Source organism: Kitasatospora sp. SC0581, from assembly GCF_048159585.1.
GTDB lineage: Bacteria > Actinomycetota > Actinomycetes > Streptomycetales > Streptomycetaceae > Kitasatospora.
Map to the genome: position 1 here is coordinate 15185 of NZ_JBLRWA010000018.1, position 13285 is coordinate 28469.

A 13285-nucleotide genomic window follows, 5' to 3' on the forward strand; every position below is an offset into this window, starting at 1 on the left:
CGACTTCCCGCTCCACGACGGCCCGGAGGCGTCAGGCGGTCAGCTCGGGGCTCCACGTGACGCCCACGTTCCCGGCGCCCCAGTTGACGATGAGCTGGGTCTGGTAGACGTGGCCCGGGGTCGGGTTGGGGACCTGCGTGCCGACGTAGTGGGACCAGCCGAGCCCGCAGCCCGCCATCGTGTCCCACCGGTAGCCGGTGCTCCGGTCGTACAGGACCAGGTCGACCGTGCAGTTGGAGTTCGCGAAGTTGGTGTACGCGTCGGCGACCAGGGTGCTCCCGTTGACGCTGACGCACGCCTGCTGGGTGCTGCCGTTGCAGCCGCCGCCCGACGCCGCGAACGCGTTGCCCGCGCCGCCGACGGTGAACGTGCCGGCCAGTGCGGCGGTTGCCAGGGCCAGTGTCGACGCCCGTGCGATCCGCTTCGTGATCATTTTCAGCTCCTCGGAGGGGGCCGGCCCCGGTGGCCGGCAGGTGATCACGGTCGGGGTGGGGCGTGGACAAGCGGTCGACGGGCGGTCGACGTTCGATGAACGGGCTGATCGGCCGCACCGGGACCCCGGGCACCGGGCGGCCGAGGCGCCCGTCAGCAGGAGAGGTTGCCGCCGCCCACGTCGGTGCCCAGGACGCCGACGAACTGCTTGAAGAGGTTGATCCGGTCGTTGCGCTGGTCCGGGTTCTTGCCGTCGCACTCCAGTGCGCCGTTGATGGTGCGGATGGTCTCGCCGAAGCCCTTGTTGTTGACGATGGCGTCGTGCGCCGTCATCCGCCCGGCGCCGTTCTGGGTGTTCCAGAACCAGAGCGCGGTCTTCCAGGACGTCGCCGGGTTCTTCTCGACCTGGTACGGGTCGTGCAGCAGGTCGATGCCCAGGGCGTCGCCGGCCGCCTTGTAGTTGAAGTTCCAGCTCAGCTGGAGCGGCCCGCGCCCGTAGTACGCGGACTTCCCGGCCGGACAGCCGTACGGCTGCGAAGTGTCGCAGTAGTGCGGGTAGTTGGCGGTGTTCTGCTCGACGATGTACTTCAGCCCGCCGGTCTCGTGGCTGACGTTGGCCAGGATGGCCGCCGCCTCGCGCTTGCGGGTCGCGGTGTCGCCGGTGGTGGTGAACTTCGGGTAGGCGCCCAGGGCGTCGGTCAGGCCCTTGTACGTGTAGAAGGCGTTCCGGTTCGGGAACATCTTGTTGAACTGGGCCTCGCTCACCACGAAGGAGCCGGCGGCCGAGGCCGGGGCGGTCTGGCCGGCGACGGCGAGGGTGCTCAGCACGGCGGCGGAGGCCGCCAGAGACAGGGTGCGGGAAAGCTTCATCGGTTTCCTCGTTCCTCGGGTTTCCTTGGCGGGGACGGCACTTCGCTCGCGAGGGCTCGCGACGGCTCGGGACGGTTCGCGGGGACGCGCAGATTCGCGCAAAAGGTCACAAAGATCCGCGAAGAGTCGCGAAGGGTCTCGACAGCTCGCGAAGGTTCGCGAAGGGCCTCCGCCATCCTGGCGGGCGGAAAGCGTCAAATATGTCCAACGGAGGTCTAAACCACTCGTACGGGTCGTATCCAATCCGGTCGTTGGACGCCAGCCGCCCTCGGGGTGATCACCGGGCTGTCGGTCGTACCGGATAGCCTCCTTCCGAGTGGGACGGCACAACCGGGGGAGCAGGGGCGCATGAGCGGTCACACCGACGACGAGGGCGCCGAGCGCCTGGCCGCCGAGGGGGAGGTCGCGGTCGCCCGGCTGGCGATCGACTCCGGGGACCTGACGCACGCCGCCGAGCACCTCGGCGACGCGATCCTCGCCGCCCCCCAACTGCCCGAACTGCACGAGGCGCTGGCCGAGTTGTGCGCCGCGGCGGGCGGCCCGGCGGCGGCCCGCGAGCTGTTCCCGCTGGACGGCCGGGTGTACCTCGGCACGGCGGTCTGCCGGGCCCACGTGGAGGCCGCGGCGGGGGACTGGAACGCCGCCGTCGGACTGCTCGCCTCCGCCATCCAGGCCGAGCCGGCCCGCCCCTGGGCGCACGCCGCCTGGCTCGCCCGCGAGGACCTGCCCGGCCTGGTCGACCCGGACGCCGTCGCCCAGGCGGTGGCCCGCGCGACCGGCGCGCTGCCCGACCCGCTCCCGGCCGAACCGGCCGAAGCCGTACGGCCGTTCCACGACTTCGTGCAGGCCGTGCTGGACCGCCACGGCGACCACGTCCTGCTGCTGGCGATGGCCTCCGGCCTGACCCGCCGGCTCGGCGACACCGCCCGCGCCGTCGAACTCGCCGACCGGGCGCACCGGTCGGCCCCCGGCTACCTGCCCGCCGTGATGCTCGGCAACGCCCTGCGCTCGGCCGGCCGCCCGGAGCAGGCGCTCGCCGTCTGGGAGGCCGAACTGGAGCGGGTCGCCCCGGACCTCGACGACTCCAACAGCTACCTCGCCGTCGACGTCGCCGAGTTGTACGGCGCGCTCGGCCGCCCCGCCGAGGGCCTGCCCTGGCTGGAGCGGGTGCTCGCCGCCGTGCCCGACCACCCCAAGGCCGGCCCGGCCCGGTACGGGCTGCGCCACGCCCTCGACGGCGACCCTGCCCACCTGCTCGCCCTGGCCGACCACCACCGCGCCCACCCCGAACACGGGTACGCCCAGGAGCTGCTGGAGCGGCTGAGCCACCGGGAGCCCTGGCTCGGCCTGGTCTCCGGCGCCACCGAGGCCACCGTCAACGTGCTGCACCAGGTGCTCGCCGCCGCCGACACCAGCCGCGACACCGAGATCGAGTGCACGGCCTCCACCGTGGAGCCGCCCAGCTCGGTGCTGGCCGTCCGGCTCGCGCTGCCGCGCTCCACCGTCCGCTACCAGGCCGTCGGCGAGCCCGACCCCCGGCTGCCGCTGACCGAGCCCACCACCCGGATCTGGGCCTGGGACGGCACCGACCCGCGCCCGGCCGTCGACCCGCCCGCGCCGCAGAGCGCCGAACTCGTCCGGGCCACCGCCGAGATCTTCTGGCCGACCGTCCCCGCCGCCTACGACCACGCCGTCCGGCTGGCCGGACTGCCGCTGGACGACCTGCTCGGCGTCCTGGTCCACCCGCCGGTGCCGCGCGAGGACGACCTCGGCCGCGCCCTGCTCGCCCACCAGCCCGAACTCTGGGTGCGGGCCGTCCAGGTCTTCGCCTGCCTCGGCATCGCCCACCACCGGGCCGACCAGCCCTGGGAGGACTCCGAGCGCCGCCGGGTGCTGCGCGACCTGCTGCTCGGGCCGGAGGACTGGGTGGTCGAGGCGGCCGGCTTCGCGCTGGTCGCGATCGGCTGGACGCAGCCGCGGACCAGGGCCGACATCGCCGAGCTGCTCCGGCAGCGGCTGCACCACGGCGCCCGGGCCCGCCGCACCCGGGCGGTGACGATCCTGCGCTCGCTGTCCGCGCTGGTGCTCGCCGCGCCCTGGACGTCCGCCGAGGACCGCGCGCTCGCCCGCCACCTGACGGCCCGGGAGGACGCCGCCGACGCGGGGGCGGAGCCGGAGCCGCAGGAGTCGGAGCCGCAGGCCGCGGAGCCGCAGGCCCCGGCAGCGGCGGCCGCGGAGGAGGAGCCCCGGCGCGGCCGGCTGCGCCGCCTCTTCGGCCGGGGCTGAGGCTCAGGGGCGCGGCTAGCCCACCCCGGGCAGCGGCTCCTGGTCGACGTCGTACCGGGCGACCCGCTCCGCCGGGTCCCGGCACTCCGGGCCCAGCCGCAGCATCCGCGACTCCGGGTCGTGCAGCGGCCGGTGGCAGCGGCGGCAGGTCACCCGCGGGCGGAGGGTCTGCGCGGTGTCCGTCCCGGGGAGCGGCTCGGGCTCGGCCGGTCCGGAAGGGCCGGTCGGTCCGGGAAGGCCGGTCGGTCCGGGAAGGCCGGGAGGGGTGGTCGGGCTGGTCATGGTGAGACGGTAGCCGTCCGCGCCGTCAGGGCCCCCGGCCGGTGCGTGAAACGATGGCCCCATGGCCACCGACCGCAGCAGCGCAGGAGACCCGGCCCGCACCCTGGCCCTGCTCTGGGGGCTCACCGCCGAGGAGAAGCCCGGCCGGCGCGGGCCCCGGCAGGCGCGCTCGACCGGCGAGATCGCCGCCGTCGCGATCGCCCTCGCCGACGCCGAGGGCGTGGACGCCGTCACCATGCGCCGGGTCGCGCAGGAGCTGGGCCTCTCCCCGATGGCGCTCTACACCTACGTGCCGGGCAAGGCCGAGCTGCTCGACCTGATGCTGGACACCGTCTACGCCACGATGCCCCGCAGCACCCCGGCCGGGGAGGGCTGGCGCGCCCGGGTCACCGCCGTCGCGGACGACAACCGGGAGCTGCACCGCGCCCACCCGTGGGTCGCCGCCGTCTCCACCAGCCGCCCGCCGCTCGGGCCCGGCCTGATGGCCAAGTACGAGTACGAGCTGCGCGCCTTCGAGGGCACCGGGCTGCCCGACGTCGACCTGGACGCCGCGCTGACCCACCTGCTCGGCTTCGTCCAGACCTGTGCCCGGATGGCCGCCGACGAGCGCGCCGCCCGGCAGGACAGCGCGATGACCGACGAGCAGTGGTGGGCCGCCAACGCCGACCTGCTCGCCCGGGTCTTCGACGCCGAGCGCTACCCGGTCGCCGCCCGGGTCGGGGCCGCGGCCGGCGAGGCGCACGGCGGCGCGTACAGCCCGGACCACGCCTACGCCTTCGGCCTGGCCCGGGTCCTGGACGGGCTCGCCGCCCTCGTCGCGGAGCGGTAGCCGAGGCCGGCGGCCCGCCCGATCACCGCGGGGAGGCGGCCTCACCGCAGGGCGGCGGCCCGTCCGTCGTACCCCTGGCGCGCCGCCTCGACCTCCGGCACCCGCCGCTCCGACCAGTGCGCCAGCGCCGCGACCAGCTCCGCCGCCTCGCGCCCCAGCGGGGTGAGGCTGTAGTCGACCCGCGGCGGGATCACCGGGTGCGCCTCGCGCAGCACGAAGCCGTCCCGCTCCAGCGTCTGGAGGGTCTGGGCGAGCATCTTCTCGCTGACCCCGGTGACCTTGCGGCGCAGCTCGCTGAACCGGTAGCCGCGCTCGTTCAGCGCGCCCAGGACCAGCACGCCCCAGCGGCTGGTGACGTGCTCCAGCACGCCCCGGGACGGACACATCCGGTCGAAGACGTCGGCGGGTGGCAGCCCGCCGGCCTTCATCTCGCTTACCTTCATGTCAGTACCCTACTTTGAAGTGCGTACTTTCGAAAGGTTAGTGCCACCCCTAGGGTGAGTTCCGAGGCCAGAACCGCAAAACGTAACCCCGAGGAGCTTCACCATGTACGTCGTCACCGGTGCCACCGGCCAGCTCGGCCGTCTCGTCGTCGAGGGCCTGCTGGCCCAGGTCCCCGCGAGCGAGGTGGCCGTCGCCGTCCGCTCCGCCGAGAAGGCCGCCGACCTGGCCGCGCGCGGCGTCGCCGTCCGCGTGGTCGACTACGACAAGCCGGAGACCCTGGCCGGCGCCTTCGCCGAGGGCGACCGGGTGCTGCTGATCTCGGGCAGCGAGGTCGGCCGCCGGATCCCGCAGCACCGGGCCGTGGTGGAGGCCGCCAAGGCCGCCGGGGTCGCGCTGCTCGCCTACACCAGCATCCCCGGCGCGGCCACCTTCCGGCTGGCCGACGAGCACAAGGCGACCGAGGAGCTGATCCTCGCCTCCGGGCTGCCGCACGCGTTCCTGCGCAACGGCTGGTACACCGAGAACTACCTGGGCGACGCGGCCGGCACGGTGGCGCGCGGCGTGGTGCTCGGCAGCGCCGGGGACGGGCGGGTCGCCACCGCCCCGCGCCGGGACTACGCGGACGCGGCGGTCGCCGTCCTGGTCGGCGAGGGCCACGAGGGCCGGGTGTACGAGCTGAGCGGCGACGCCGCGTGGAGCCTGCCCGAGCTGGCCGCCGAGCTGGCGAAGGCCTCCGGCGAGCCGGTCGGGCACCGGGACGTCACCCCGGCCGAGCACCTGGACGCGCTGGTCGGCGCGGGCCTGCCGCAGGGCTTCGCCGAGGCCCTGGTGGACGTGGACGCGGGCATCGCGCGCGGCGAGCTGGCCGGCACCCCGGGCGACCTGGCCCGGCTGATCGGCCGCCCGACCGTCCCGCTGGCCGAGTCCGTCCGTACGGCCCTCGACGCCTGAGACGGCGGCTCCCGACCCCCGGGGCACCCGCCCTGAGCTCCCGGAACTCCGGACGGGTCCAGCATGCAGGCAATGTCATGACCAAAATCCGGAAACGGAGATGACAGTCGCCCCTCCCGCCCGCTACCGTCGCCATCGACACACGCGCGCGGGAGGGCACTCGGCCATGGCGGGAACAGACCAGCAGGACAACGGCCGGGGCCTCTGGTACGGCGTCGCCGCGTACGGCATCTGGGGCCTCTTCCCCCTGTTCTGGCCGCTGCTGGAGCCGGGAGCCGCGGACGACATCCTGGCCAACCGGATGGTCTGGTCCCTGGTCGCGGTCGTCCTGCTGCTGGTCGCCCAGCGGCACTGGGGCTGGATACGCCCGCTGCTGCGCCAGCCCCGCCGGCTCGCCATGCTGGCCGGCGCGGCCACCGTGATCTCGGTCAACTGGGGCGTCTACATCTGGGCCGTCAACGCCGGCCACGTGGTCGAGACCAGCCTCGGCTACTTCATCAACCCCCTGGTCACCATCGGCTTCGGCGTCCTGGTGCTCAAGGAGCGGCTGCGCGGCGCCCAGTGGACGGCGGTGGGCATCGGCGCCGCCGCCGTCGCGGTGCTGTCCGTCGCGTACGGGCAGCTGCCCTGGATCGCGCTCACCCTGGCGCTCTCCTTCGCCACCTACGGCCTGCTGAAGAAGCAGGTCGGGCTGAGCGGCCTGGAGAGCCTGGCGGCCGAGAGCGCCTTCATGTTCCCGTTCGCCCTCGGCTACCTGGTCTACCTGGAGGTCAGCGGGCGCGGCACCTTCGGGCACACGGTGGCCGGCTCGTACGGCTGGGGGCACTCCGGGCTGCTGATGCTCAGCGGGGTGATCACCGCGATCCCGCTGCTGTTCTTCGGCGCGGCCGCCGTCCGGGTGCCGCTGACGGTGCTCGGCCTGCTGCAGTACCTGGCGCCGGTGTTCCAGTTCCTGATCGGCGTCGCGGTGTTCCACGAGTCCATGCCGCCCGCCCGCTGGGCCGGCTTCGGCCTGGTCTGGGTCGCGCTCGCGCTGCTCACCTGGGACGCGCTGCGCCAGGTGCGGGCCGACCGCGCGGTGCGGGCCGCCGCGGCGGTGCCGCAGCCCGTCCCCGTGGCGGCGGCCACCCCCGCGGCCGGCCCGGAGGCCGTCACGCGCTGATGTCCCGGCTGGTGAAGCGGGACCAGGCCGCCGAGCCGAACACGGCGACGTAGGCGGCCTGGAGGCCGAGGTCCTTCAGCACCCCGTCCCAGTACATCGGCGCCCGCAGCAGGTCCGCGAAGCTCAGCCAGTAGTGGGAGAACAGGAACGGGCTGACGGCGTGCAGCTGCGGGAAGACGTCCAGGATCTGGACGGTGACCACCAGCCCGACGGTCGCGGCCATCGCCGCGATGCCGCTGCCGGTGAGCGTGGAGACGAACAGCCCGATCGCCACCAGCCCGGCCAGTGAGGCCGCGACCACCAGCGCCACCAGCAGCGCGCGCAGCAGCGCGTCGCCGAGGCCGATGGTGTCCCCGGAGATCAGCGTGACCCGGCCGAGCGGGAAGAGCAGGGCACCCGCGGCCAGCGCCGTCACCGCGACCGCCGCCGTGGCCGCCAGGCAGAACACCAGCCCGGCGGTGAACTTGGCGGCCAGCAGCCTGGTCCGCCCGGCCGGGGCGACCAGCAGGTAGCGCAGCGTCCCGGCGGCCGCCTCGCCCGCCACCGAGTCCCCGGCGACCACGCCGACCGTCATCGGCAGGAAGACCGGCAGCGCGACCGCGAGCGCCGTGAAGACCAGGAACAGCCCGTTCTGCGTGGTCTGCGCGATGAAGCTCGGACCGCCGCCGCCCTGGTGCGGACTGTCCGTGTTGAGCTTGACCACCACCCCGATCAGGATCGGCAGCGCCGCCAGGATGCCCAGCAGCACCTTGGTGCGCATCCGGCGGAAGGTCAGGTGCAGCTCGCTGCGGAACAGCGCCAGGAACCCGGCCGCCGTCTGCGGCCGCCGGCCGGTCGTCAACGGCAGCGCCCCGCCCTCGGCCGGTGCCTCAGCCCGCGACATCGAAGCCCTCCCCGGTCAGCGCCACGAAGGCGTCCTCCAACGTGCCCCGCTCCAGCCCGAAGCCGTGCACCCGCACCCCGGCGCCGACCAGCGCCGCGCACAGCCTGGGCAGCGCCTCCTCGTCCAGGACGCCCGGCTCGCCGTCCACCCGGTCCTCGCCGGGCACCAGGGCGGTGACCCGGTGGGCCGCCAGCACCTCCGCGGCCCGCGCCACGTCCGGGGTGCGGACCACCAGCCGGCCCTGCGCCCGGGCGGCCAGCTCGGCGACGGTGCCCTGCACCACCAGCCGGCCCCGGGACATCACCGCGGCATGGGTGCAGACCTGCTCGATCTCGTCCAGCAGGTGCGAGGAGAGGAACACCGTGGTGCCCTCCGCCGCGACCTCCCGGACCAGCGTCCGGATCTCCCGCATGCCCTGCGGGTCCAGCCCGTTGGTCGGCTCGTCCAGCACCAGCAGCTCGCGCGGCTGGAGCAGCGCGGAGGCCAGGCCCAGGCGCTGCTTCATGCCCAGCGAGTACGCGCGGGCCTTCTTGCCCGCCGCGGCGCTCAGGCCGACCCGGTCCAGGGCCGTGTCGACGCGCCGGCGGCGGGTGCGCGGGTCGGCGGTCGGGTCGGCGGCGTCGAAGCGCACCAGGTTGTCCCGTCCGGTGAGGAAGCCGTACAGGGCCGGGCCCTCGATCAGCGCGCCCACCCGGGGCAGCACGGTGGCGACGGACTGCGGCATCGACTCGCCGAGGACGGTGGCCGCGCCCGAGGTGGGGGCGATCAGGCCCATCAGCATCCGGATGGTGGTGGTCTTGCCGGAGCCGTTGGGGCCCAGGAAGCCGAAGACGGAGCCGCGCGGCACGGCGAGGTCCAGGCCGTCCACGGCGAGCTGGCCGCCGCGGAAGCGCTTGGTCAGGCCGCGGGTCCGGATGACGTCGTCGGAAGCCGGAGCCGGAGCAGAAGCGGAAGCCGAAGGAGTGGAAGTCGAAGGAGCGGTAGGAGCGGGCACGGGCGCGGGGGCCGGGCGCGACGCGGCGCCCGGACCCCCGGCCGGCTCCGTAACGTCCCCCGTTACGGGAGCCTGGGTCATCCGTCAGTTCACCCCGGCGGCGTGCTGGAGGACCGGCAGGGTCACCGCGCCGGCCAGGACCCGGCCGTCGTCGGTGAGCAGGACGTTGAGCACCTTGGTGCTCACCAGGGTGCCGCCGGCGACCGGCTTGCCGAGCGACTTCACCATCGACTGCGGGTTCAGCGACTGACCGGCCCCCGCCCCGTGGCCGCCGTGCTTGCCGCCCTTGGCGTCGCCCTTCGGCGCGCCGTCCGCGGCCCCGTCCACCGCGGCGGGCAGCCGGGTGGCGAGGACCGTCGTCCAGCCCTCGCCGATCACGTCGAGGCCCTCGGGCGCCCCGGTGCCCACGTGCTCCCGGGCGTCGCCCGGCGCGCCCTTGGCCGCGTCCTGCGCCTTCTGCTCCGTCACCTTGGCGCCCTTGGGGGCGGTGAAGTCGAAGGTCTTGGCGTCCGGCCGGGCGAAGGACACCTGGGTGAAGCGGACGTTCAGCACGGTGCTGCCGTCGATGGACTTCACCGCCACCGACAGCGGCACCCCGTTGTCGGCGGCCACCGCGATCCGCACCTCGGCGAGGGTCGAACCGGACTGGGTGGGCTTCACGCTCAGCTGGTAGGCGTTCTGCCCGGCCACCTTGGCCGTCCCGGCGACGGTCACCGAGGTGGTGCCGGCGCTCGCGGCCAGGAACTGCTTGGCGGCCTCCTGCGGGGTGGTCGGCAGCTCGGACAGCGGCGTCTTGGCGTGCTCCTGGCCGGCGGCCCGACCGGTCATGTGCACCGCGGAGTTGGACGAGCTGTCCCAGGCCCAGGCCTGGTCGCCGTTGCGGACCATGGAGTAGCCGGCCATCTTCTCCAGCACGTCCACCCGTTGGCGGTCCGGGCCGTCCACCGCGATCCGCAGCGTCTGGTCCCCACCGAGCAGGCCGAGCAGCTTGGACTGCGGGTCCGCGGTGGAGCCCCCGCCGTCACCGCCGTGCCCGCCGACCGCCCCGCCGAGGCCGGCGGCGCCGCTCAGCAGCTGGCCGGGCACGCCGAGGTCGGTCGAGATGGCGACCGACCCGGACAGCGCCTGGGTCTCGGAGCCGAGCACCTTGGCGACCAGCTGCTCCGCGCTCACCGCCGGCAGGTCGGGCGCGCTGTCGGCGGCCAGTGCCGGGACCAGTCCCACCCCCGCGGCGATCGCGGCGACCACCGCCACCGGCACCCCGGCGCGCATCAGTACGCGCCGTCGGGAGCGGTACGGCGTACCGGCGTCCAGATCGTCCCCCGCCGCCTTCTCATTGGTCATGGCGTCCTCAACTCCTCCGCGAACACGTGTGGTTGGCCTTGCCCTTCCATTAGAGGCCGCCGCGCCGCCGCCGTCATCGCCCTGTGGGGCCAGATCGGGTTGACCTTCGTGGGTACGCCGACCCTGATGCCGCCTCAGGGTTGCATCCACCCGCGGTACCACCCCTGGCGTAGGGTCGCGCCATGGACGGAACCGCCACGGACTCCAGCACCCCGCCGACCGCGAACGCGATGCGCCGCGCCCTGCGCCGCGCCCGGGACGGCGTCGCCCTCGACGTGACCGAGGCCGCCGTGCTGCTGCAGGCCAGAGGCGAGGACCTGCTGGACCTCTGCGCGAGCGCCGCGAGGGTCCGCGACGCCGGACTCGAAGCGGCCGGCCGCCCCGGCGTCATCACCTATTCCAAGAGCGTCTTCATCCCGCTCACCCGGCTCTGCCGCGACAAGTGCCACTACTGCACCTTCGCCACCGTCCCCGGGAAGCTGCGCCGGGACGGGCACGGGATGTTCATGTCCCCGGACGAGGTGCTGGAGGTGGCCCGCCGCGGCGCCGAACTCGGCTGCAAGGAAGCCCTGATCACGCTCGGCGACAAGCCCGAGGACCGCTGGCCCGAGGCCCGCGAGTGGCTGGACGCGCACGGCTACGACGACACCATCGCCTACGTGCGCGCCATGTCGATCCGCATCCTGGAGGAGACCGGCCTGCTGCCGCACCTCAACCCCGGGGTGCTGGGCTGGACGGACTTCCAGCGGCTCAAGCCGGTCTCCGCCTCGATGGGCATGATGCTGGAGACCACCGCCACCCGGCTGTGGAGCGAGCCCGGCGGCCCGCACTTCGGCTCCCCGGACAAGGAGCCGGCCGTCCGGCTGCGGGTGCTGGAGGACGCCGGGCGCAGCTCCGTCCCGTTCACCAGCGGCCTGCTGATCGGCATCGGCGAGACGCACCAGGAGCGCGCCGAGTCGCTGTTCGCGCTGCGCAGGGTCTCCCGCGCCTACCACGGCGTCCAGGAGCTGATCCTGCAGAACTTCCGCGCCAAGCCGGACACCGCGATGCGCGGCATGCCGGACGCCGAACTGGACGAGCTGGTGGCCACGGTGGCCGTCGCCCGGCACCTGATGGGCCCGGCCGCCTGCCTCCAGGCCCCGCCGAACCTGGTGGACGGCGAGTACGAGCGGCTGATCGCGGCCGGCGTCGACGACTGGGGCGGGGTCTCCCCGCTCACCCCCGACCACGTCAACCCCGAGCGCCCCTGGCCGCAGATCGAGCGCCTCGCCGAGCGCTCGGCGGCGGCCGGCTTCGAGCTGCGCGAGCGCCTCGCCGTCTACCCCGAGTACGTGCTGCGCGGCGAGCCCTGGCTGGACCCGCGGGTGCTGCCGCACGTGCGCGCCCTGGCCGACCCGGCCACCGGCCTGGCGAACCCGGACGCCGTCGTCCGCGGCCTGCCCTGGCAGGAGCCCGAGGACCTGCCGGAGTCGTACGGGCGCACCGACCTGCACACCGCCGTCGACACCGAGGGCCGCACCGGCGACCGCCGGGCCGACTTCGAGGACGTGTACGGCGACTGGGAGGTGCTGCGCGAGCAGGTGCTCGCCAAGGGCGCGCCCGAGCGCCTCGCCGGGGACCTCCGGGAGGCCCTGGCGGTGGCCGCGGACGACCCGGCGCGGCTGACCGACGACCAGGCGCTGGCCCTGTTCCACGCGGACGGCCCGGCCCTGGACGCGCTCTGCCGGATCGCCGACGACGTCCGCCGGGACGCCGTCGGGGACGACGTCACCTACTGCGTCACCAGGAACATCAACTTCACCAACGTCTGCTACACCGGCTGCCGCTTCTGCGCCTTCGCCCAGCGGCGCACCGACGCGGACGCCTACACCCTCTCCCTGGAGCAGGTCGCCGACCGGGCCGCGCAGGCCTGGGAGGTGGGCGCCACCGAGGTCTGCATGCAGGGCGGCATCCACCCGGACCTGCCCGGCACCGCCTACTTCGACATCGCCCGCGCGGTGAAGGAGCGGGTGCCCGGCATCCACGTGCACGCCTTCTCGCCGATGGAGGTGGTCAACGGCGCGACCCGCACCGGGCTGTCGATCCGGGACTGGCTGCAGCGCGCCAAGGAGTCGGGCCTGGACACCATCCCGGGCACCGCCGCCGAGATCCTCGACGACGAGGTCCGCTGGGTGCTCACCAAGGGCAAGCTGCCGGCCGCCACCTGGGCCGAGGTGGTCACCACCGCGCACGAGCTGGGCATCCGCTCCTCGTCCACGATGATGTACGGGCACGTGGACACCCCGGAGCACTGGCTGGGCCACCTGCGGCTGCTCGCGGAGATCCAGCAGCGGACGGGCGGCTTCACCGAGTTCGTGACCCTGCCGTTCATCCACACCAACGCCCCGGTCTACCTGGCCGGCATCGCCCGGCCCGGCCCGAGCGCCCGGGACAACCGCGCGGTGGTCGCGATGGCCCGGCTGCTGCTGCACCCGCACATTCCCAACATCCAGACCAGCTGGGTCAAGCTGGGCGCCGAGGGCGCGGCCGAGATGCTCCGCTCGGGCGCCAACGACCTCGGCGGCACGCTGATGGAGGAGACCATCTCGCGGATGGCCGGCTCGGCGTACGGGAGCTACAAGTCGGTGCGCGACCTCCAGGCGATCGCCGAGGCGGCGGGCCGCCCGCACCGCCAGCGCACCACCACCTACGGCGAGGTGCCGGCCGAACGGCGGGCCGCGGCGCTGGCCTCGGACGGGCACCTGCCGGAGCTGCTGCCGGTGCTGGACTGAGACCCGCGACGGTCCCGGCCGCCGCCCCGGTCGCCGT

The 13285-nt window shown here is 74.5% G+C and carries 12 protein-coding genes; 5 read left to right on the forward strand and 7 right to left on the reverse strand.

All coding sequences use genetic code 11. The features are described 5' to 3' along the window. Positions 1-31 precede the first annotated feature (31 nt). Positions 32-433 (reverse strand): hypothetical protein, encoded by a 402-nt coding sequence (locus tag ACLWS4_RS24525; protein ID WP_049658920.1) that lies wholly within the window; start codon positions 431-433, stop codon positions 32-34. A gap of 152 nt (positions 434-585) precedes the next feature. Next, on the reverse strand, positions 586-1302 hold the full coding sequence (locus tag ACLWS4_RS24530; protein ID WP_416875228.1) for a chitinase: 717 nt from the start codon (positions 1300-1302) through the stop codon (positions 586-588). Between the two features lie 348 nt (positions 1303-1650). Between ACLWS4_RS24530 and ACLWS4_RS24535 the strand changes: the two genes are divergently transcribed. Beyond that, the gene (locus tag ACLWS4_RS24535) at positions 1651-3588 is read left to right on the forward strand and encodes a hypothetical protein (RefSeq protein ID WP_416875229.1); all 1938 of its coding nucleotides are present in this window, start codon (positions 1651-1653) and stop codon (positions 3586-3588) included. Between the two features lie 15 nt (positions 3589-3603). Here ACLWS4_RS24535 and ACLWS4_RS24540 read toward each other — a convergent pair whose 3' ends face one another. Continuing rightward, positions 3604-3870, reverse strand: a complete 267-nt coding sequence (locus ACLWS4_RS24540; protein ID WP_416875230.1) for a DUF6011 domain-containing protein — start codon at positions 3868-3870, stop codon at positions 3604-3606. Between the two features lie 61 nt (positions 3871-3931). Here ACLWS4_RS24540 and ACLWS4_RS24545 point away from each other — a divergent pair, with 61 nt between their 5' ends. Next, positions 3932-4699 (forward strand): TetR/AcrR family transcriptional regulator, encoded by a 768-nt coding sequence (locus tag ACLWS4_RS24545; protein ID WP_049659734.1) that lies wholly within the window; start codon positions 3932-3934, stop codon positions 4697-4699. A gap of 41 nt (positions 4700-4740) precedes the next feature. Here ACLWS4_RS24545 and ACLWS4_RS24550 read toward each other — a convergent pair whose 3' ends face one another. Further along, a complete protein-coding gene (locus tag ACLWS4_RS24550; RefSeq protein ID WP_074001251.1) occupies positions 4741-5142 on the reverse strand; it encodes a winged helix-turn-helix transcriptional regulator in 402 nt (133 codons plus the stop codon). A 103-nt stretch (positions 5143-5245) separates the two neighbouring features. Between ACLWS4_RS24550 and ACLWS4_RS24555 the strand changes: the two genes are divergently transcribed. Then, positions 5246-6094 carry an SDR family oxidoreductase gene (locus tag ACLWS4_RS24555; RefSeq protein WP_380779521.1) on the forward strand — a complete coding sequence of 283 codons (849 nt, stop codon included), beginning with the start codon at positions 5246-5248 and terminating at the stop codon, positions 6092-6094. 166 nt (positions 6095-6260) lie between these two features. Continuing rightward, positions 6261-7256 (forward strand): EamA family transporter RarD, encoded by a 996-nt coding sequence (gene rarD / locus ACLWS4_RS24560; RefSeq protein ID WP_416875231.1) that lies wholly within the window; start codon positions 6261-6263, stop codon positions 7254-7256. Here rarD and ACLWS4_RS24565 read toward each other — a convergent pair. Genes ACLWS4_RS24565 through ACLWS4_RS24575 form a run of 3 tightly spaced genes read right to left on the reverse strand, consistent with a single transcriptional unit; the run spans position 7246 to position 10477 of the window. Then, the gene (locus tag ACLWS4_RS24565; protein WP_416875232.1) at positions 7246-8139 is read right to left on the reverse strand and encodes an ABC transporter permease; all 894 of its coding nucleotides are present in this window, start codon (positions 8137-8139) and stop codon (positions 7246-7248) included. The genes rarD and ACLWS4_RS24565 overlap by 11 nt on opposite strands. After that, complete coding sequence (locus tag ACLWS4_RS24570) at positions 8126-9214, reverse strand: ABC transporter ATP-binding protein (protein WP_416875233.1); 1089 nt, start codon at positions 9212-9214, stop codon at positions 8126-8128. The genes ACLWS4_RS24565 and ACLWS4_RS24570 overlap by 14 nt, the downstream gene beginning before the upstream one ends. Positions 9215-9217: 3 nt before the next feature. Next, entirely contained in the window at positions 9218-10477 is a 1260-nt protein-coding gene (locus ACLWS4_RS24575) for a LolA family protein (protein WP_380740068.1), read from the reverse strand. A 182-nt stretch (positions 10478-10659) separates the two neighbouring features. Here ACLWS4_RS24575 and ACLWS4_RS24580 point away from each other — a divergent pair, with 182 nt between their 5' ends. Further along, positions 10660-13248 carry a bifunctional FO biosynthesis protein CofGH gene (locus ACLWS4_RS24580; RefSeq protein WP_416875234.1) on the forward strand — a complete coding sequence of 863 codons (2589 nt, stop codon included), beginning with the start codon at positions 10660-10662 and terminating at the stop codon, positions 13246-13248. The last annotated feature ends 37 nt before the right edge of the window (positions 13249-13285 follow it).